Source organism: Mesorhizobium muleiense (assembly GCF_900099905.1).
Lineage (GTDB): Bacteria > Pseudomonadota > Alphaproteobacteria > Rhizobiales > Rhizobiaceae > Mesorhizobium > Mesorhizobium muleiense.
Map to the genome: position 1 here is coordinate 57,820 of NZ_FNEE01000006.1, position 20,763 is coordinate 78,582.

General features: G+C 62.8%; 17 protein-coding genes. 13 read left to right on the forward strand and 4 right to left on the reverse strand.

Features of this window, described 5'->3' with window-relative positions; genetic code table 11:
- The first annotated feature begins 96 nt into the window (after positions 1-96).
- Together BLT09_RS13250 and BLT09_RS13255 are read left to right on the forward strand one after the other, a co-directional pair.
- Positions 97-927 (forward strand): UDP-2,3-diacylglucosamine diphosphatase, encoded by an 831-nt coding sequence (locus BLT09_RS13250; RefSeq protein ID WP_091593644.1) that lies wholly within the window; start codon positions 97-99, stop codon positions 925-927.
- Positions 928-1,140: 213 nt separating this feature from the next.
- Entirely contained in the window at positions 1,141-2,358 is a 1,218-nt protein-coding gene (locus BLT09_RS13255) for an MFS transporter (RefSeq protein WP_091594004.1), read from the forward strand.
- Here BLT09_RS13255 and dgcA read toward each other — a convergent pair.
- Entirely contained in the window at positions 2,329-3,312 is a 984-nt protein-coding gene (gene dgcA, locus BLT09_RS13260) for an N-acetyl-D-Glu racemase DgcA (RefSeq protein ID WP_091593646.1), read from the reverse strand. The two genes, BLT09_RS13255 and dgcA, sit on opposite strands and share 30 nt — an antisense overlap.
- Positions 3,313-3,413: 101 nt before the next feature.
- Here dgcA and BLT09_RS13265 point away from each other — a divergent pair, with 101 nt between their 5' ends.
- From BLT09_RS13265 to BLT09_RS13280, 4 genes are all read left to right on the forward strand, one after another.
- Positions 3,414-4,601 (forward strand): ABC transporter permease, encoded by a 1,188-nt coding sequence (locus BLT09_RS13265; RefSeq protein ID WP_027155114.1) that lies wholly within the window; start codon positions 3,414-3,416, stop codon positions 4,599-4,601.
- Between the two features lies 1 nt (position 4,602).
- Positions 4,603-5,418, forward strand: coding sequence for an ABC transporter ATP-binding protein (locus BLT09_RS13270; RefSeq protein ID WP_091593649.1), 816 nt, complete (start codon positions 4,603-4,605; stop codon positions 5,416-5,418).
- 14 nt (positions 5,419-5,432) lie between these two features.
- Complete coding sequence (locus tag BLT09_RS13275; protein ID WP_091593650.1) at positions 5,433-6,806, forward strand: MlaD family protein; 1,374 nt, start codon at positions 5,433-5,435, stop codon at positions 6,804-6,806.
- Positions 6,807-6,921: 115 nt separating this feature from the next.
- Positions 6,922-7,536, forward strand: a complete 615-nt coding sequence (locus BLT09_RS13280; protein WP_413468419.1) for an ABC-type transport auxiliary lipoprotein family protein — start codon at positions 6,922-6,924, stop codon at positions 7,534-7,536.
- A 141-nt stretch (positions 7,537-7,677) separates the two neighbouring features.
- On the opposite strand, the gene BLT09_RS13285 is transcribed toward BLT09_RS13280, so the two are convergent.
- Positions 7,678-13,794: a kinesin gene (locus tag BLT09_RS13285; protein WP_483127908.1), complete on the reverse strand. Its 6,117-nt coding sequence runs from the start codon at positions 13,792-13,794 to the stop codon at positions 7,678-7,680.
- Positions 13,795-14,097: 303 nt separating this feature from the next.
- Between BLT09_RS13285 and BLT09_RS35805 the strand changes: the two genes are divergently transcribed.
- The 4 genes from BLT09_RS35805 (at position 14,098) to BLT09_RS13300 (ending at position 17,483) form a co-directional block, all read left to right on the forward strand.
- Positions 14,098-15,237 (forward strand): pentapeptide repeat-containing protein, encoded by a 1,140-nt coding sequence (locus tag BLT09_RS35805; RefSeq protein WP_413468415.1) that lies wholly within the window; start codon positions 14,098-14,100, stop codon positions 15,235-15,237.
- Positions 15,238-15,457: 220 nt separating this feature from the next.
- Positions 15,458-15,826, forward strand: a complete 369-nt coding sequence (locus tag BLT09_RS13290) for an Hpt domain-containing protein (protein ID WP_091593656.1) — start codon at positions 15,458-15,460, stop codon at positions 15,824-15,826.
- 100 nt (positions 15,827-15,926) lie between these two features.
- Positions 15,927-16,247: a 2Fe-2S iron-sulfur cluster-binding protein gene (locus tag BLT09_RS13295; protein ID WP_006334837.1), complete on the forward strand. Its 321-nt coding sequence runs from the start codon at positions 15,927-15,929 to the stop codon at positions 16,245-16,247.
- Between the two features lie 207 nt (positions 16,248-16,454).
- On the forward strand, positions 16,455-17,483 hold the full coding sequence (locus BLT09_RS13300; RefSeq protein ID WP_091594006.1) for an NAD(P)/FAD-dependent oxidoreductase: 1,029 nt from the start codon (positions 16,455-16,457) through the stop codon (positions 17,481-17,483).
- Between the two features lie 42 nt (positions 17,484-17,525).
- Here BLT09_RS13300 and BLT09_RS13305 read toward each other — a convergent pair whose 3' ends face one another.
- On the reverse strand, positions 17,526-18,143 hold the full coding sequence (locus BLT09_RS13305; protein ID WP_167366422.1) for a DUF922 domain-containing Zn-dependent protease: 618 nt from the start codon (positions 18,141-18,143) through the stop codon (positions 17,526-17,528).
- An 84-nt stretch (positions 18,144-18,227) separates the two neighbouring features.
- On the opposite strand from BLT09_RS13305, the gene folP reads away from it, so the two are divergent.
- From folP to folK, 3 genes are all read left to right on the forward strand, one after another.
- Positions 18,228-19,070, forward strand: a complete 843-nt coding sequence (folP, locus tag BLT09_RS13310) for a dihydropteroate synthase (protein WP_091593660.1) — start codon at positions 18,228-18,230, stop codon at positions 19,068-19,070.
- Between the two features lie 109 nt (positions 19,071-19,179).
- Complete coding sequence (gene folB / locus BLT09_RS13315; RefSeq protein ID WP_091593663.1) at positions 19,180-19,539, forward strand: dihydroneopterin aldolase; 360 nt, start codon at positions 19,180-19,182, stop codon at positions 19,537-19,539.
- Positions 19,523-20,035, forward strand: coding sequence for a 2-amino-4-hydroxy-6-hydroxymethyldihydropteridine diphosphokinase (folK, locus tag BLT09_RS13320; protein ID WP_091593665.1), 513 nt, complete (start codon positions 19,523-19,525; stop codon positions 20,033-20,035). Before folB ends, folK begins: the two co-directional genes overlap by 17 nt.
- A 170-nt stretch (positions 20,036-20,205) precedes the next feature.
- Here the strand turns inward: folK and BLT09_RS13325 are convergent, their stop codons facing one another.
- Positions 20,206-20,754 carry a DUF924 family protein gene (locus BLT09_RS13325; protein WP_167366423.1) on the reverse strand — a complete coding sequence of 183 codons (549 nt, stop codon included), beginning with the start codon at positions 20,752-20,754 and terminating at the stop codon, positions 20,206-20,208.
- Positions 20,755-20,763 lie beyond the last annotated feature (9 nt).

A 20,763-nucleotide genomic window follows, 5' to 3' on the forward strand; every position in this document is an offset into this window, starting at 1 on the left:
TCGCAACCTACTCTTGGCGCTGGACCAATCGCAACCGTCATACGGTTGTTGCATGAATCGAGGCATAGCCTGTTCGGAAGCAACGGTGAGAATCCAATGCCTGGCGCAGAGCCCCGCACTTTCCGCAGCATGTTCATCTCCGACGTCCATCTCGGATCGAAGGCGGCGAAGGCCGAGTTCCTGATCGATTTCCTGCGCCATCATGACGCCGATATCATCTACCTCGTCGGCGACATCGTCGACGGCTGGCGGCTGAGACGGAACTGGCACTGGCCGCAAAGCCACAATGACGTCGTCCAGAAATTGCTGCGCAAGGCGCGCAAGGGCGCCAGCATCACCTACATCGCCGGCAATCACGACGAATTCGCGCGCCAGTTCCAGGGCGTGCATTTCGGCGGCATCGTCGTCGCCGACCGCGTCGTCCACGAGACCGCCAACGGCAAACGCTTTCTTGTCATCCATGGCGACCAGTTCGACACCGTCGTCCACAATGCGCGCTGGCTGGCCTATCTCGGCGACTACGCCTATGACGCGGCAATGCTGGTCAACCGCGCGGTGACGCGGCTTCGCCAACTGCTTGGCCTGCCATACTGGTCGTTTTCGTCCTGGGCCAAGGTCAACGTCAAGAAGGCGGTGAATTTCATCGGCTCGTTCCAGACCATGCTGACCGAGGAAGCGCGCCGCTCGCATGTCGACGGCGTGATCTGCGGCCACATCCACCATGCCGCGATCGAAAATTATGAGGATGTGCAGTACATCAACACCGGCGACTGGGTGGAGAGCTGCACCGCGGTGGTCGAGCATTTCGACGGCCAGATGGAGATCCTGCACTGGGCGCATGTCCTGCCGGAGGCTCCGGTCGGCGGCGAAGTGCTGGTGCCGATCGACATCGTCGCCATCAAGGGCAGGGCGGTCCAGGCTGCCTGACGCGATGATGCGTTCATGCATGTCGCGCAAAGGTGTGCAGCGGTTTTGCGATAACGACATGCATAAAACAAGAAACCTAAAGCGCGTCGCATGAGGCCGGTCAAACGCGACGCGCTTTAGCCCACGGTTTCATCGCTTTTTTCGCCATGTTATGGGATCGGCGTGCGTTGGCTGGCCGGCCGGTCGAATGCTGCGCCGACGGATTGCCTGTTGATGTCCTCCCTGCCGCCGCTTTCACCCGAACAACTCGTCAAGCCGCGTCAGTTCGAACTGCGCATGGGCCTGATCTTCTTCACGCTTTTCGTGCCGCTCGGGATACATTTGCCGTACTTTCCGTTGTGGCTGCAGGCAAACGGTTTTGATGCCGAGCAGATAGCGATCATTCTCGCGGCACCGATGTTCCTGCGCGTGGTGACGACGCCATTGTTTACGGCACTGGCCGACAGGGCGAGCGACCGCGCCCATGTCTATGTCGCGCTGACGGCCGCATCGTTGGCGCTGTCCGCCGGTTATTTCCTGACGCCGACTTATGCCATGGTGCTGGCCGTTTCGCTGGCGCTCACTGTCGCCTGGACGCCGCATTCGCCGATCGCCGATTCGCTGGCGCTGTCGGGGGTGCGCCGCTTCGGCTCGAATTATGCCAACATGCGCAAATGGGGATCGATCTCCTATCTGTGCGCAAATCTTGCCGGCGGTTTTATCCTGTCGGCGACCGGCGCCCAGGCAGTTCCGGTGATCATCTTCGTGGCGTTTGGCGCCGCACTTGTCGTCGCACTGATCGCGCCGCGGCTCGGCCGTCCCCGCCGTGCCTCGCCGCTTTCGGCTGCCGACATCCAGCAGTCGGCGCCAAATCTCCTCAACGGCTATTTCCTGTATTTCTCCGTCGGCGTCGGCGTCATCACCGCCAGCCACGCGTTTTTCTACGGCTTCGTCTCGATCTACTGGAAATCGATCGGCATCGGCGACTCTGTGGTCGGGCTGCTTTGGGGTTGGGGTGTCCTGGCCGAGATCGGCATGTTCATGATCTTTACTCGGGTTTTCGGTTCCTTCTCGGTCGTATCGATCATGGTGATGGCGGGAATAGGCGCGATCGTGCGCTGGATTGCCTTTCCCTTGATCTGGCCACTTGGCCTTGGCGTAGGCGGGTTTTTCGCAGTCCAGACGCTGCACGCGGTCTCGGTGGCGCTGGTGCTGATCGGCCTGCAGAAAATGATCGGTGAGACGGTCGCGGAGGAACGCACCGGGGCCGCGCAAGGCATCGCCTATTTCTCCAACGGCTTTTTCACCGCTGTGGTGACACTCCTGTGCGGCCCGCTTTACGACCGCTTCGGCGTCGACGGCTTTTTTGCCATGATCCCGATCGCCCTGGTCGGCCTTGTGCTGATCGGGCTTGCGGCGCGTTCAGCCCCACAGCGTCGGATCGGGCGGTGACACCAGCGAACCTTGGTAGACAAGGCCAGGCGCACGGTCGCGGGCCAGCAGCAGCGGACCGTCGAGATCGACGAAATCGGCATCCTGGGCCAACAGCACCGCCGGCGCCATGGCCAATGACGTGCCGACCATGCAGCCGACCATGACGCCAAAACCCAGTTCGCGGGCGCGATCGCGAAGGACGAGGGCAGCGGTCAAGCCGCCTGACTTGTCGAGCTTGATGTTGACGGCATCGTAAAGGCCGACAAGCGAGGCAAGGTCTTTAGCCTCATGCAGGCTTTCATCGGCGCAGATCGGCACCGGATGGGCGATGTTGCGAAGGATGCCATCACGGCCCGCCGGCAGCGGCTGTTCGATCAGCGCGATGTCGTGCTCGGCGGCAAAGGTCAGATTTGCAACGATGTTGTCGTCGCTCCAGCCCTCGTTGGCGTCCAGGATGATGCGGCTCGCCGGTGCCGCCTCGCTGACCGCGCGGATGCGGGCCATGTCGTTGTCGCCGCCGATCTTGACCTTGAGAAGCGGGCGCAGGGCATTGGCGCGGGCCTGGGCTGCCATGGCTTCGGGCTCGCCGAGCGACAGTGTGTAAGCCGTCTCGAGCGCCCTCGGCGGCGCCGCGCAGATGCTGGAAGCCACCGGCTTGCCTGCGATCTTCGCCTCCAGGTCCCATAGCGCGCAGTCGACGGCGTTGCGCGCCGCGCCCGCCGGCATGGCGTCGAGCAGCGCGGCCCGGCTGATGCCGTCTTGAATCTGCTCCCGCATCGCCTCGATCGCATCGCGCACACCCTCGATGGTTTCGCCATAGCGTTTGTAGGGGACGCATTCGCCGCGCCCCCTCTGGCCGTCCTCGCCGATCGTCACTGTGACGACCTCGGCTTCGGTTTTCGAACCGCGCGAGATGGTGAAGGTCCCGGCGATAGGAAAGCGCTCGGACTCGACCGAAATGACACGCGCCATATTTTTCTGCTCCGGCTGTGCGACAACAAGCTTGTCGGCAAATCGACAGGTGGGTTCTGTCAGGTTAAACAGATCGGCCCCGTCAGGCTAAATAGGACGCCATGTTGACGATCCGCAAACGCGACGCAAGCGGCACGACCGCCAAGGAGGCCGACCACCAGCCGCGCGTTGTGGTCGGCGAGGACGGCGGCGTCCTCGGCTGCGCTTTCTCCGGGACCTGGACGACACGCACCGTGGCGCTCGTCGATGCCGAGATGCGCAAGATCGAGCAACGCAGCGGCTTTCAGACGCTGGCGCTCGATCTCTCGCATATCGAGAAAATGGATACCGCCGGGGCCTGGGTGATCGACCGTCTGGTCAGCGCCTTCGAAAAGCAGGGTGTGAAAATCACGATGCAGGGGCAAAGCGAGGTTGCCTCGATCCTGCTCGGCGCCGTCGGTGACGCCGTTCGACGCGAACCTGATTCCGGCATCGTTGGGCCGCCGAACATCGTCATTCGCGCGCTCGAGGCGGTTGGCCGGCGCGTCTATGAGATGCGTGACGATTTCCTGGCCGCGATGAACATACTGGGCGCCACGATACGTGGCGCGCAGATGAAGCTTGGCCGCGGCCATGCGGTCAATCCGGCGGCGATCTTCAACCAGATGGACCGCATGGGCGTCGGCGCCATCCCGGTGGTTGTGCTGATGTCGGCCATCGTCGGGGCGATCGTCGCCCAGCAAGGCGCCTATCAGCTCAGCTATTTCGGTGCCGATATCTTCGTCGTCGACCTTGTCGGCGTGCTGATCCTGCGCGAGCTCGGCGTGCTGATGACTGCGATCATGATCGCCGGCCGTTCGGGCAGCGCCATCACGGCTGAAATCGGCTCGATGAAAATGCGCGAGGAGGTCGACGCGCTGAAGGTCATCGGGCTCAATCCGATCGGCGTTCTGGTGTTTCCGCGGCTGGTCGCGCTGGTGATCGCACTGCCTTGCCTGACGATCATTGCCAATTTCGCCGCACTCGGCGGCGGCATACTGGCGGCATGGCTCTACTCCGACATCGCACCGGCCGCCTTCATCGACCGGCTGCGCGTTGCCATCGATCTCAGCACCATCTTTGCCGGGCTGATCAAGGCGCCGTTCATGGCCATGATCATCGGCACGATCGCCTCGGTCGAAGGCATGAAGGTCGGCGGCAGCGCCGAATCGCTCGGGCAGCACGTGACTGCTTCGGTGGTGAAGTCGATCTTCGTGGTGATCATCCTCGACGGGCTTTTCGCCATGTTCTACGCAGCGATCGAGTTTTGACATGGCGCTGCTTGGCACAAAGCCGACGACTACGCAAAGGGCCGACGAGGACGAGATCGTGCTTTCTGCGCACGACGTCACCGTCTCCTTCGGCGACAAGGTCATTCTCGACAAATTGTCGCTCCATATCCGGCGTGGCGAAATTCTCGGCTTCGTCGGCGCCTCCGGCGCCGGCAAGTCGGTTCTCCTGCGCACCATTCTCGGCCTGGTGCACAAGCAGTCGGGAACGATCAAGCTGTTCGGCGTCGATGTCGAAAAGGCGAGCGAGAGGGAGCGCCTTCGCATCGACATGCGCCTTGGCGTCCTCTTTCAGCACGGCGCGCTGTTTTCGGCGCTCACGGTGCTCGAAAACGTGCAGGTGCCGATGCGCGAATATCTCGATCTGCCGAAAAAGCTGATGGACGAGTTGGCGATGCTCAAGGTCGAACTGGTCGGGTTGCCGCCGGATGCGGCGCAGAAATTCCCGTCCGAGCTTTCCGGCGGCATGATCAAGCGTGCGGCGCTGGCCCGCGCGCTGGCGCTCGACCCCGACATCGTGTTCCTGGACGAGCCGACATCCGGCCTCGATCCGATCAGCGCGGCTGAGTTCGACGAACTGGTCGTCAAGCTGCGCGATACCATGGATCTGACCGTATACATGGTCACGCACGATCTCGACACGCTGTTCACCGCTTGTGATCGGGTGGCCGTGCTCGGCAACAAGAAAGTGCTGGTCGAAGGCACGATCGACGACATGCTCAAGAGCGAGGAACCCTGGGTGAAATCCTATTTTCGCGGAAAACGTGCGCGGCAACTTGATCTTGCGGCCCGCGCGTAGCCATAAGTGGATAAATGGAAACCAGAGCCAACTACGTCATTGTCGGCATTTTCACGCTAGCCGCGATCCTGGCGGCATTCGCGTTCGTCTATTGGACGGCCGCGATCGGCGACAGGGGTGAGACGGCGATGCTGCGGGTGCGCATTCCGGGATCGGCTTCCGGCCTCGGCCGCGGCAGTTTCGTGCTGTTCAACGGCGTCAGGGTCGGGGATGTCAGGCGCGTCTATATCGACCCCGCCAATCCGAACGACGCCATAGCCGAAGCCGAAGTAGGCCGCACGACGCCGATCACCAAATCGACGCAGGCCGATATCGGGATCGTCAGCCTCGCCGGCCAAGCGAGTATCGAGCTCAGGGGCGCTGACCCCAAGGAGGTCAACCTTCTCGACCAGGCGGAGCAGGAGGGCCGCGTCGCCGAGATCGTCGCCAACCCGTCGGCGGTCACCAACCTGTTGCAGACGGCGCAGAACATCTTCACCCGCGCCGATACGGTTCTCTCCCAGCTCGAAGGCTTCACCAGGGACGTTCGCGGGCCGCTGACGCAGACCGTCAACAATGTGCAGACCTTCTCCGATGCGCTGGCCAAGAACTCTGACGGCATCGACAAATTCCTCGCCAGCGTCAGTTCGCTGTCGGAGGAACTGAGGGGCGTCTCGGGCAAGCTTGACGGCACGCTGAAGGCGGCGGAAGGGCTGCTCAACGCCGTCGACAAGGATCAGATCAAGAGTATTGTCGCCAACGTCGATACGGTGACCGAGAACCTGAAGGAAACCAGCAAGCAGTTCGACACGGTCGTCAGGAATGTCGACACCGCGGTGGGGTCGATCAACGATTTCGCCCAAAGGACGCAAGGCACGCTGGCCAAGGTCGACGGCGTTCTCGACGGCATCGATCCGGCACAGGTCCGCACCGCGCTGGCCAACATCCAGAAGGCCAGCGAAAACGCCAACGAGGCTGCCGCCGACATCGCCAAGGTGACCAACAAATTCGCCAACCGGGCCGACGATATCGACCAGACGATCAAGGACGCGCAGCAGCTCGCGGAGCGCCTCAACGACGCTTCGGTGCGTGTCGACGGCATCCTCGTCAAGGTCGATACATTGCTCGGCTCAGGCCAGGCCGACGGCATGATAGCCGATGCCAGGAATACCCTGAAATCGTTCAAGCAGGTCGCCGACACGCTGAACGCCCGCCTCGGCACCATCACCGACAATCTGGCGCGATTCTCCGGCCAGGGCCTGCAGGACGTCGAAGCGCTGGTTCAAGACAGCCGTCGCTCGATCAACCGCATCGAAGAGGCGGTAACGGATCTCAGCCGCAATCCGCAGCGAATCCTGTCAGGCGGCGAAGGTGAGGTTCGGCAATTCGATGGCAGGGTGCGGCGTTGACTTCGGCTTTCGCCGGCCCCAAGAACGGCAGGCAAGTACGCTGCGGGTGCGATTTGCTCATTCGATTCGGGGACAACGGGGATCGCGTGTGAAGTCGGTCGTGCTTAAATTGGGCGTGCTTAGATTGGGCGGGGTCAAAGCGGGCGGGCCCACTGCGGGTGTGGCATTGCTTGCGCTTTCGCTGGCCGGCTGCGCGTTTTTGCCGGGCGGCGGGCCGGCGCCCCTGGACACTTTCGAACTGTCGGCGCCGTCGCTCGATGCGCGCGGCCGCGGCCGCCAACAAATCCTCATCGCCCAGCCTTCCGCGCTCAAGGCGCTGGACAGCCAGAACATCGTCATCAAGCCGTCGGTGCGCTCGATCCAGTACCTCAAGGGAGCGCAATGGGCCGACCGGCTGCCGCTGATCGTGCAGGCGCGGTTGGCCGAGACATTCCAGCGCTCGGGCAGTTTCGCCGGCGTCGGAAAGCCGGGCGAGGGCCTGGCGATCGACTATCAGGTGATCGTCGAGGTTCGTTCCTTCGAAGTCCGCGTCGACGGCGGCCAACATGCCGAGGTCGAGCTGTTCGTGCGGATATTGAACGACCGCAATGGCGAGGTGCGTGCCTCCAAGAGCTTCAACGCGACCGCGCCCGTCTCGGGCAGCGGCAACCAGGCCTATGTCGACGCGCTCGACAGGGCGTTCGGCGATGCTGCCAAGGACATCGTCCGCTGGACCGATGCGGTGATCTGACCTCAGCCGGGCACTCAATTGTCGCAGCCGGCGCCGCCCGAGGGGCAGCGCCAACGCCGGTAACGGTGTGAAATTCAATTCCGAAGCGATTGCCCTAAAAGGCGGGAGTTTCCCGCCTTTTTCTGTTCGCTTATCGTCTGATCAATGCAGGCGGCCACTGGCGTGGGCAAGCATCGTATAGACCTTGCCGGTGTCCGACGTCAGGTAGGTCTGCGCCATCATGTTGTCACGGTCGTTGCGCGACACGTCCTTGAGCAGCTTTTCGAAATCGTCGCAGTAACGGTCGACGGCGGCGCGAAATTCCGCCTCCATCTGATATTTGCGGCGAATCTCGTCGAACGTCTGCTGTCCCTTCAGCGTGTAGAGACGCCGGGTGAACACGTCACGCTCGCCGCTCCGGTAGCGGTTCCACAGTTCGATCGAGGCGTCGTGATCGATGGCGCGGGCGATGTCGACGGAAAGCGAGTTGAGCGACTCCACGACATGAAGCGGCGAGCGCTGGGCAGGGGCTGCCGAGCGTGGCGCTTCCGAAGGTGCTGCTGGCTTGGCGGCCTCTTCGCGCGATGCCCCGGTCAAGAGATCGCGCACCCAGCCGCCCTGCGGCGCGCGGCCATTAGGGTCGCGCTGGCGCGGCGCCGTCTCCGGCGGGCGTTCCAGGTCGCCGCGCAGTGCGGTGTCACCCGACGGCGCCTGCGGGGCAAGGGGTTCCGGGGCCGGAGGACGGCGCAGCGGCTCAGTGGCGCGCGGGGCAGGCGCCTGTTGTGCCGGGCGCAGGTTGCGCGGCTCCGAGGAGTCGGTGCTGCGGCCAGATTTCGCAACGATATCAGAGAGTTCCTTCAGGGCGTTGATTTGCTCGGAAACGGCACGGCGGATGGCCGTGGTCGATTCCTTTGCCTCTTCCGGCATCTCGATGACACCCTTCTTGAGCTCGGCGCGGGTAAGGTCGAGCTCGCTCTTGATCGAGCTGGCGGTGCGTCGCATCTCCTCGGTCGCGTCGGCAAAGCGCTTGGTTGCCGAATCGACGACGTCGGCAATGGAGGTACGGATCTTGTCCGCCGACTCCAGCGTTTTGCCTTCGGCGTTCTGCAACGTCTGGCCGACCAGATCCTCGAACGAGCGCATGACTTTTTCGAGATCCTCCGACTTCTTGACCAAGCCGACGGCGAGGTCCTCCAGCGACGACTGCCTTTCCAGCGTGTGTTCGAGGTTGCTCTGGGCCGAGCTCAACAGGTCCGAAGCACTCGACAGCAATCGGCTGTGCTCGTCGAACTTGGTGGCGATCGAGGCAACCTCGCGCAAGGTCGAGGACGACAGCTCGGTAAGCCGTGTCGTATTCGAATCGACCAGGCGCGCCGAGCTGGCGAAAGTCTGCGCGGCTTTTTCCGTTGTCGCCGCAAAGCTTTGCGTGCTGCCGGTCAGGCGTTCGTCGACCTGGCCGAGATTGGCCGCCGCCTGTTCGATCAGCTGGCCGAGCTGTGCGCTCGAGGTGCTCATGCGGCCGATGAGGTCGGCGACGCTGTCGGCGAGCGTCGAGCGCGCCCCTTCGACGGCCGACAATGTTTCGGCCGTGCGGCTGGCGAGCGCGTCAACCAAGGCGGCGTTTTCGCTGCGCAGCTTCTCGGTGGCGCGTTCGGTCACCTCTTCCATGCTCTTTTGCAGTTCCGAGCCGCCGTGGGCGAAGCGCTCGACCAGGGGCCGAGCCGTTTCATCGAGGATTTTCGAGATCTCGGCCGAACGTGCCGCAAGCATGGTGTTGAGTTCGCGGGTGTTGGTGCCGATGGTCTTGGCGGCGTCGTTGGTGCTCTGGCCGATATGCTGGCCGACCGCCGTGAAGGTTTCGGCGATCGAGTTGGCGCGCGAAATGAGCTGCGCCTCAGCGGTCGAAACCTGCTCGTTGAGCTTCTGGCCTATCGTTTCGGTGGTGTTGACCAGACGGTTTTCGACGCCGGCAACCTGTTCCTCGACGCGAGCCGCCGCGGCCGCCGCGCTGGAGGCCAGGCGCTCGTCGGCGCCGGCGAGCGCCTGCTCGATCTCACGGGCGTGGACGGCCAGGTCCTGCCCGGTCTGCTTTGCACGTTCGGCAACCCGCTGCTCGGTGCTGGCGAAGGCCCCGACGATGTTGTCGGCATGTTCTCCGATCGTCGACGTGCTGTCGGCGATACGCGACACCAGGCGGTGATCCGCCTCATCGAAGATGCGGCCGATCTCGGACGCGCGGGCCGACAACGCTTCCGAACCTTCGGCGATGCGCGAGATCAGCTGCTGGTCGGCAGCATCGAAAATGCGGCCAAGGTCCGATGCACGCGCTGCGAGCGCTTCGGCCGATTCGCCGATGCGCACGCTGAGCCGTTCGTCGGCGCCTTCGAAATTGCGCAGGATGTCACCGGCGCGTTCCGCCAGCGACTGTGCCGTTTCGACCGCGCGGGCAACCAGCTTCTGGTCCGCCGCATCGAATGTACCGGCGATCTCGCTGGCACGGGCAGCCAGCTGGTCGGCCGTTTCCTGGGCGCGCGCCAGCAACGAGTTCGAGGTGTCGTCGACGCGGGCCATGATTGCGCTCGATGCACCCTCCGCCCGGGCAACGAGCGCGCTTGACGTGTCTTCGGCACGTGCGGCGAGGCGGCGATCCGCTTCCTCGAAGGTGCGTGCGATATCCTCCGCCCTGGCGAGCAGGGCAGCAGAGGTCTGCTCCGCCCGTTCGGCGATCTTGCGATCGGCGTCACTGAAAGCCGCGCCTGCCTGCTCATGCAGTGCGCTGGTGACTTCCATGACCTTTTCGCGCAGCGCTCCGGCAACGAAGACGGCGCTCTTTTCGAGCACGTTGCGGACGTTGTCAACGCCGGTCGACAGCGCGCGCTCCATGGTCCCGGCACGCTCCTCGATGATGCCGGTCTGGCGGCTGAACGCCTGCTCGATCTTTTCGACGTCGGCGGCAATGGCGTCCGAGATGTCGGTGCTCCTGGCGGCGATCTGGTCGATATGGCCGGACAGGGAACGGTCGACTTCCTTGCGCGTGTCGGCGAGCTTGGAGAGGTCGTCCTCCAGCGCACGGGTCAGCGCGTCGCGGCCTTCGGTCAGCTTGCCGACGTGCCCGGCGATGATGTCGTCTATGTCGCTGCGGCTTGCCGCAATTTTCTGCAGGTCTGCTTCCAGCGCACGTCTGAGGATGTCGCGGCCTTCGGCCAGCTTCTCGACCTGGCCGGAAACCAGCCCGTCGATGCTCGACCGGCTTTCCGCCAGCTTGGCGAGATCGTCTTCGAGCGCCTTGGACAGGATCGAGCGGTCCTGGATGAGCTTCTCGGCGTGGCTGTTCACAAGACCGTTGACGCTGCCGAGGTCGGCCTCCAGCGCCCGCGCAAACTCTGCGCGATTGTCGGTCAGCTGCTGAGACTGGTCGGCGACGACACCCTTGATGGTGTTGAGGTCTGCTTCCAGCGCACGTCTGAGGATGTCGCGGCCTTCGGCCAGCTTCTCGACCTGGCCGGAAACCAGCCCGTCGATGCTCGACCGGCTTTCCGCCAACTTGGCGAGATCGTCTTCGAGCGCCTTGGACAGGATCGAGCGGTCCTGGATGAGCTTTTCGGCGTGACTGTTCACAAGACCATTGACACCGCCGAGATCGGCCTCCAGCGCCCGCGCGAACTCTGCGCGATTGTCGGTCAGCTGCTGAGACTGGTCGGCGACGACACCCTTGATGGTGTTGAGGTCTGCTTCCAATGCGCGTCTGAGCAGGTCGCGGCCTTCGGCCAGCTTCTCGACCTGGCCGGCAACCAGCCCGTCGATGCTCGACCGGCTTTCCGCCAATTTGGCGAGATCGTCTTCGAGCGCCTGGGACAGGGTCGAGCGGTCTGCGGCGAGCCTGTTCATGTGATCGGAGATCAGGCCGTTCACATTCTGCAGGTCGGTCTCCAAGGCTTGCGACAGTTGACCACGATCTTCCGCCAGCTTTTCCGACTGGCCTGAAATGACGTCCTTGATCGTGTTGAGATCGGATTCGAGCGCGCGCTTGAGGATGTCGCGGCCTTCGGCCAGCTTCTCGACCTGGCCGGCAACCAGCCCGTCGATGCTCGACCGGCTTTGCGCCAGCTTGGCGAGATCGTCCTCGAGCGCCTTCGACAGGATCGAGCGGTCTTCCACAAGCTTTTCGGACTGGTCCGATATAACGCTTTTGATCGTGTTGAGATCGGATTCGAGCGCGCGCTTGAGAATGTCGCGACCCTCGGCCAGTTTCTCGACCTGCCCGGTAACCAGCCCATCGATGCTCGACCGGCTTTCCGCCAATTTGGCGAGATCGTCTTCGAGCGCCTGGGACAGGGTCGAGCGATCTGCGGCGAGCCTGTTCATGTGATCGGAGATAAGGCCGTTCACGCTCTGCAGGTCGGTTTCCAACGCCTTCGAGAGCTGATCACGGTCTTCCGCCAGCTTTTCGGACTGGCCTGATAGGACCTCCTTGATCGTGTTGAGATCGGATTCGAGCGCGCGCTTGAGGATGTCGCGGCCTTCGGCCAGTTTCTCGACCTGGCCGGCAACCAGCCCGTCGATGCTCGACCGGCTTTCGGCCAGCTTGGCGAGATCGTCTTCGAGCGCCTTCGACAGGATTGAACGGTCCTCGGCGAGCCTGTTCATGTGATCGGAGATAAGGCCATTCACGCCCTGCAGGTCGGTTTCCAACGCTCGCGCTAGTTGACCACGATCTTCCGCCAGCTTTTCGGACTGGTCCGATAGAACGCTTTTGATCGTGTTGAGATCGGATTCGAGCGCGCGCTTGAGGATGTCGCGACCTTCGGCCAGTTTCTCGACCTGCCCGGTGACCAGCCCATCGATGCTCGACCGGCTTTCCGCCAGCTTGGCGAGATCGTCTTCGAGCGCCTTCGACAGGATAGAACGGTCCTCGGAGAGCCGGTTCATGTGATCGGAGATAAGGCCGTTCACGCTCTGCAGGTCGGTTTCCAACGCCTTCGAGAGCTGACCACGGTCTTCCGCCAGCTTTTCGGACTGGCCTGATATGACCTCCTTGATCGTGTTGAGATCGGATTCGAGCGCGCGCTTGAGGATGTTGCGGCCTTCGGCCAGCTTCTCGACCTGACCGGCGACCAGCCCGTCGATGCTCGACCGGCTTTCCGCCAATTTGGCAAGGTCTGCCTCGAGCGTTTGCGAAAGCAGGCTGCGATCGTCGGCGAGCCTGCCCGAATGGTCCTCGATCAGGCTTCGGATGCCCGACAGGTCGTCTTGGAGCGAACGCGAAAGCTCGCTGCGGTCTTCCGCCAGTTTGGCGGAATGGGTCTCGATGAGACCCTTGATGCCGACAATGTCGGTTTCCAGCGCCTTGGCGAGCAAGGCGCGGCCTTCGGCGATCTTCTCGACCTGGCCAGCGACCAGGCCGTCGATGCTGGCGCGACTGTCGGCCAGCTTGCCGAGATCGGCATCGAGAGCGCGTGAAAGAATGCTGCGGCCTTCGGCGAGCTTTCCAACATGGCCGGCAACCATTTCGTCAATGATCGTGCGGGCTTGTACAAGTTTTCCAGAGTCTTCGTTCAAGGCCTGCGAAAGCCTGTTGCGGCCCTCTTCGAGCCGTTCGAGATGGCTGCCGAGCGACGCATCGATGGCGGCTCGCGACTCGTTGACCTTGCGCAGATCCTCCTCGAGGGCGCGCGAGATCAGGTTGCGGCCTTCGGAAAGCTTCTGCACCTGGTCGGTGACAGCCGCGTCGATGCCGGCGCGGCTTTCGGCGAATTTCTCCAGATCGGCCTGCATGGCCGCCGTCATGTGTTCGCGGCTTTCGGAAAGCTTGCGGCTGTGGTTCTCGACAGCCTCCTCGATGCCGACGCGGGCATCGGCAAGCCGCTGGATGTCGGCGTCGAAGGCGCGCGACACCACATGACGGGCCGCTTCCATGCGGCCGGCGAAATCGCCGGCGCGTGCTTCGAGCATCGACGAGGTCGATGAAACGATATCGGCCATGTCGGCGCCGATCTGGGTCTTGCCCTGATCGATCATCGCCGAAAGCGTCTCCTTGCTCTCCTGGAAGGTATGGGCGATTTCGCGCGCGCGCTCGACCAGGGTCTCGTTGATCTGGCGTGCGCGGGCCTCGAGCGCGGCGTTGAGCTTTTGGGTGCCGGTGTCCAGCGCTTCGGCGCGGGTCTGGAACTCGCTGATCAGCACCTGGCCGCGTTCGGCCAGCGTCCGCTCGATGCCGTCAAGGCTGGCTTCAAATTCGGAGTTGAGCGTGCGTGCGGCGCCGCCGAGCAGCGACACCATGCCGGAGGTCCGATCGTCGAGCAGATCGGTCAGCGACCGGGTGAGGCCGTCGGTCGTCTCCGTCAGCTTGGCAATGCGTGTGTCGAGAAGGCTGGCGAAGGCTTCGCCGGAGGTCGACAGCCGGTCGGTGATGGATTCGAGCCGGCCTTCCACCGAATCGAAGATCGACAGCGAGCTTTGGTTGATCCTGTCGATCAGCGTCTCGCCGGAATTGGTGATGGTCATCGACAGGTTGGTCGAGGCGTTGAGGATACTGTCGCGAATGATGTCGCTGGCAGCCCCGATATCGTCCTTCAGCGTCTCATGCGCGCCGGCGATCGTGGCGCGCACGCGTTCGGCGTGGGTGACCACCGCTTCGCGCTCGCTGCCCAGCCCGTCGACGAGCGAGCGGATGCGGGATTCATTCTCCGAATAGGAGCGCTCGATCTGGTTGACCTCGCTGTGGACCAGGGTTTCGAGCTCGACGGCACGTGCAAGCGTGCGCTCGATGCCTTCACCCATGGCCGCAACCTCGCGGCGGACGGCTTGACCGATCATCATGACGCGATCCTGGGCGATTTGCTCCGGCTCGGTCAGGCGAAAAGCCACCTCCGTCATCGACTGAGCGGCGATGCGCATCTCCTGCGCGCGGCGAATCATGGCTGCAAACGCCCAGAACAGGAGGACCGGCAGGATCGCAGCGATTGCCAGGCCAATCAGTTCGGGACGGGCGAAAAACTGGCCGGGCGTGCGGATTTGCCAAATGCCTGGGCCAAACAGCAGATTTGCCAATGCACCGGCGCCCGCGATCCAGGCGAGCGAAACGAGCGCCACGACCCAGTAGATCGTGTTCGAGGCACGCCGATTGAGGGTGTGCAGCAGCGTCTTGTAATCTTTTTGACGAGGATCGTTGGCCGGCGTGAAGCCGGCCGGCTGCGTGCCATTGCGCGTTTCAACGGGGCGCGTTTCAACAGGGCGCGTCTCAAAAGGGCGCGTCCCAAAAAGGCGCGTTTCAACAGGGCGCAGTTCAGCAGGGCGCGGTTCCGCCGGCTTGGCGTTTGCCGCTTCTCTCTGGTCCTGGGCTTTCTGGTCCTGATTGGCGGCAGGCTCGGCATTCTGGCTCGGGTTGGCGATAGGCTCGGCATTCTGGCTCTGGTCGGCGACAGGCTCGGCATTCTGGCTCTGGTTGGCGACAGGCTCGGCATCCTGGTCACGGCCCTCACGTGCCAACTCGTCGGCGGCCTGCGATATCTGCGCTTCCAGATCCTCCATCGACGCGGCGATGTCGAGATCGCCGCCGGCATCGCCGCTCAGATCGATTTCAAGTGCTTTTTCGAGTTCCCTGGCTACGTCGTTGTCAAGCGTTCTTGTCGTCGATGTTTTCTTCGCCATGCCTTCGCTACCCTGTACAAGCTGCCGCGGGACTTGTTGATGTTGCTTTTCGTGTCCCACGCAAGAGGCTGAAAATGGACCTTTCGTATCGTAATGACACACCGGGGTAAAGAAAACCTGCATTCGGTGCGATACGTAAAACTTTAAATATAAGGTTAACAGAACTGTGATTCCGGCGCCGCTATCGCAACATTTTTTCGGGCCAATCATTAACCGGTCGTCCACAGGATGGGCCTATTTTTTTGGCGGCTGCCTCGTTTTTTGGCGGCTGGAAGAACGGAGTTGCAGAGTCATGCGTGGCGAAAACGGCATTGCCTTCTCGATGCCCGGCGGCGATGTGTCGGGAACGGCCGGGTCGCGGCCCGTGGACCTGGCGCATCTGGCGCGCCAGACGATGGGCGACCGCAGCCTCGAACAGGAGGTGCTGGCGCTGTTCGTGCAGCAGGCATTGTCGGTTCGCGACAGGATCATCGACGCCGATGTGAAGCAAAGACTGCTCCTGGCGCACGGGCTGAAAGGCTCGGCGCGCGGCGTCGGCGCCTTCGCTGTTGCCGATTGCGCCGGCGCGATCGAACTTCAACCTGAAGATACCAATACCCTCAAGCGGCTTGGCTCCCTGATCGAAGAAGTCCGCGATTTCGTCGCCGCCATCAGCCGTTAAACCCATTTCCGAAAAAAACGGCATAGAGCGACGCTTTCGCGCCGCAGTTGACTTGTCTGCGGGAGTGATTATCTCGGCTGGGACTCCCTTCAGGTGACAAATGACCAAGCTGACCTTCATCGCCCATGACGGCACACATTTTGACGTGGATGCCGAAAACGGCTCGACCGTCATGGAGAACGCGATCCGCAACGCGGTGCCGGGGATCGAGGCCGAATGCGGCGGCGCTTGCGCCTGCGCGACCTGCCATGTCTATGTCGATGAGGCGTGGACGGCCGAGGTCGGCGAGCCGGAAGCGATGGAAGAGGACATGCTGGACTTCGCCTACGACGTCCAGCCGAACTCACGGCTCTCCTGTCAGATCAAGGTGCGCGACGCTCTCGACGGCCTGGTTGTGCGCGTGCCCGCCCGCCAGGGCTGAAGCGTGGAGGCTTAAGCGGGGGATATAGCCGATTTTTCCGGCGCCGGCTTGGCAGCGGGCCAATGGTCATGCAGTGTCGCGCCGTTCTCTACAGCGCCGCACGTTCCCTGGACCACGCAAAGCACGCTGTAGCACGGTGATTTGGCGCAGGATCCCCGGCGAGAATCGATTCCGATTTTCGGGGTCATGCGCATCGAAGGCGCATGCATGACCGATATCATCAGGACGGACGTATTGATTGTCGGGGCAGGGCCTGTCGGCCTGTTCGCCGTGTTCGAGCTCGGCCTCTTCGACATGACATGCCATCTGATCGACATACTCGATCGGCCCGGCGGGCAATGCGCCGAACTCTATCCGGAAAAGCCGATCTACGACATTCCCGGCTGGCCATCGATCTCGGCCCAGGGCCTGGTCGACAGACTGCTTGAGCAGATCGCGCCGTTCAAGCCCGACTTCACCTTTAACCGCATGGTCTCGAGCCTCGAAAAGCTCGAGGACGGCAGCTTTCGCGTCATCACCGACGAGAACGAGGTGTTTGAAGCCAAGATTGTGGTTATCGCCGCCGGCGGCGGCTCTTTCCAGCCGAAGCGGCCGCCAATTCCGGGCATCGAGCTTTATGAGGGCAAGAGCGTCTTCTACTCGGTGCGCCGGATGGAGGAATTCCGCGGCCACGACCTGGTTATCGTCGGCGGCGGCGATTCGGCGCTCGACTGGACGCTGAACCTGCAGCCGGTGGCCAAGAGCGTGACACTTGTCCACCGGCGGCCGGAGTTCCGCGCGGCGCCCGACAGCGTCAACAAGATGTACGCCATGCAGGAGATGAAGGAACTGAATTTCCATGTCGGGCAGGTGACCGGGCTGACCGGCACGGACGGCCATCTCTCGGCGGCGACCATCAAGGGACCCGATGGTGACAGCGAGGTGCCGTGCACTCGGTTGCTGCCGTTCTTCGGCCTGACCATGAAGCTCGGACCGATCGCCGAGTGGGGGCTCAATCTTCATGAGAACCTGATCCCGGTCGACACCGAGAAATTCCAGACGTCGGTACCGGGCATCTTCGCCGTCGGCGACATCAACTGGTATCCCGGCAAGCTGAAGCTGATCCTGTCGGGCTTCCATGAGGTCGCGCTGATGGCGCAGGCGGCCAAGCGCATCGTCAGCCCCGGCGAGCGCATCGTATTCCAGTATACGACGTCGTCGACCAGCCTGCAGAAGAAGCTCGGCGTCGCCGGCTGAGTCTCTTACTCGACGAGAATCGCCCTTACCGTCTGGCCGAAGCTAACCCGGCAGCTGGCCGTTTTCGATGCGCTTCATGCGATAACGCAGCAGCCGCAGGATGCGGCTTTCGAAATTGATGGTTTCGACGCGATCGAACTGCATCTGGGCGCGGTCGTGCTTGGCAAGAATAGCGGCGGAGATCTCCGCTGCCTTGGCCTTGGCCTCCTGGCAGGTCTTGCGCGGGTGGGTCGCCTTCAGCGCATCCTCGAGTTCGCCGGCATGGTTCTTGGCGATCTCGACATGGCGGTCCTCATGACGCTTGATGTCGGCGGACAATGTATCCCAAAACAGCCTTACGCCGGCATCAGCCTTGCGCGGGCGGCGCCAGTCGGGAAGGATCACCTTGACCTTGACGGTGACATCGGCGTCGGCAATCGCGCAGGAGTTCGATCTTTCCGCATAGCTGACGCGGGTGGTGAACGCCATCTGCGTGGCGCCTGGATGCCGCATCCCGGTGCTCTTCACCCGAGGTCCAAGTTTCGTAAGCTGGGATCCGATATCATCGAGCGTTCTGCCGCCGATGCTGAAATAGCTATATGTCTTCACCAAATTCGCCGTGCCCGCCGGCAAGGCGGAACAAGCAAGCATCAGGGCGCAAAGCAGGGATCGTTTCATCATGTTGCCTCTTTGCCTACCTTGCGCTACGGCCGTTGCCGACGCAACGGAATTGATCTTTGGTGGATCACACATGGTTTATCGACAATGACGACGGGGCGATGGCAGTTGGCGCATGGGCGCCATCTCGACCTTGGCGGCAAGGCGGTGATCGTCGGTATTCTCAATGTCACGCCGGACAGTTTTTCTGACGGCGGACTGTTCGTCGCGCCCGAACAGGCGATTGCCCAGGCGCGCCGGATGGTGGAAGAAGGGGCCTCCGTCATTGACGTCGGTGGGGAATCGACACGCCCCGGCGCATTTCCGGTAGCCATCGAGGAAGAGCAGGCCCGCGTGCTGCCTGTCATCAAGGCGGTCGCCGGGCTCGGCGAGGCGCTGATTTCGGTCGACACCTATCGCGAGGACACCGCCCGGCTTGCCGTCGCCGCCGGCGCCCACATCCTCAACGACGTCTGGGGCCTGCAACGCGAACCGGGCATCGCGCGGGTCGCGGCCGAAACCGGCGCCGGCCTTGTCATCATGCACACCGGGCGTGACAGGCAAAAACTGCCCGACGTGATCGAGGATCAGTTTTTCTTCCTCGGCAAGTCCCTTGAAATCGCCCGGCGAAGCGGCGTTGCCGACGACCAGATCGTGCTCGATCCGGGCTTTGGCTTCGCCAAGGAAACCGCGGAGGAAAATCTCGACCTGATGACACGGTTTTCCGAGCTCGATGTCTTGGGCTTTCCGCTGATGGCCGGTACATCGCGAAAGCGCTTCATCGGCGCCGTCACCGGCCGCGACGCCTCGGCCAGAGACGCCGGAACAGCGGCGACGAGCGTCATACTGAGGCTCAAGGGCGCGCGGCTTTTTCGCGTCCACGATGTCGCAATCAATGTGGATGCGCTGGCGGTTGCGGATGCTATGCTGGCGCGTGAAACCGCCGCATAGCTCGCAAATCGAAATCGATTCCAGCAGGATGCGTAGATTAAAAGCCTTAGAGCGTAGTCTGTGCGCCCAAGCGGACGCGCATCGCTCCAATCGAGCAGGACGCTGAGCGATGTATATCATCCGCATGAAAAATTGCGCCTTCTTCGCTCGGCACGGCGTGCTGGATGAGGAGGAGACGCTCGGCCAGCGCTTCTATGTCGACGCTGCGCTCACCGTCGAACCCGGCCGCGCGCTGGTCGATGATGCCATCGAGGATACCGTCCACTATGGCGTTGCCTTCGGGGTGATCGAAAAGATCATCACCGGGGAGAGGCGTTTTCTGATAGAAGCGCTGGCGCTGGAGGTGGCCCGGGCGCTGACAGCCCGCTTTCCCCAGATAAAAAAGGCCGAGATCACTGTGCGCAAGCCGAACGCGCCGGTGCCCGGCGTGCTCGATCATGTCGAGGTGACCGTTGCCTGGCCCCAATAACACGGTCTACCTCAGCCTTGGCGGCAATCTCGGCGACCCGGCAAGGTCGATGGGCGCGGCGCTGCGCATGCTGGACGCCGACGGGAACACGCGCGTCGTTGTCGTCTCCTCGCTTTACCGCACGCCGCCCTGGGGCAAGCTCGACCAGCCGGATTTTCTCAATGCGGCTGCCGAAATTTCGACCGTGCTCGCACCACATGCATTGCTCGATCTCTGTCTCGACGTCGAGCGCAGGCTGAAGCGGGTGCGCGAGGAGCGCTGGGGTCCACGGCTGATCGACATCGACATTCTGGTGTTCGGCGATCGGATCATCCACGAAACCGGGCTAGAAGTGCCGCATCCGCGCATGCTGGAGCGCGCCTTCGTTCTGGCGCCGCTGGCCGAGATCGCGCCTGACCTCACCGTCGACGGCAGAAGCGTGGCGGAGCGGCTTGCCGCTCTCGACAGCGCCGGCATCGAGCAATTGTCGTCCGGCCGGGATTGGTGGCTGACTTGACGTCATAAACGCGGGCCACAATCGTCGAGGGCAATCGGTTCAGGTTTGCGCTGCCCCTCATCGCCCTGCCGGGCACTTCTCCCCGTATAGTGACGGGGAGAAGGAGGCCTTCGCAAAGGATTTCGCCAATCTCCATTAATCTTTGCCTGAGGCGATTGCCCTGCGCAAAGTCAGCCGGCAAATCCGCCGCCGTCGAGGAACACCTGTTCCTCCGGCGTCGTCTCGCGGCCGAGCATCCTGTTTCGATGCGGAAAGCGGCCGAAGCGCTGAATGATCTCCAGGTGCTCGACGGCATACTTCAGATAGGATTGGGCTTTGGCCGTGGTGACTTCCACCGATTTGAGCTGGTCGGCGAGATGCTCCGAATGCTCATAAGGCAAATAGAGGAAGACGCGAAGCTCTTCGTCGAGCGCCAGATCCTGGCCGGCGGCGATCGCCTTTTCGGCAAAATGCCTTGCCAGCGGGTCGGTGGCATACATATGGCCGGTGCCGCGAAAGCAGTTTCGCGGGAACTGGTCGAGCAGGATCATCAGCGCCAGTGAGCCTTCGGCATGCTCCGACCATCCGTCACATTCACGCCGCGCGGCAGCGTAATGCAGCTCGAGAAACCAGTTGCGGAACTCCGCGTCGAAGGCGTCATTCTTCTCGAACCATGCATCTTTCCCGGCGTCACGCCAGAATTTGGTGACGGAGAGCGCGCGCTCGTCCAGTTCGATCATCTGTTTGCT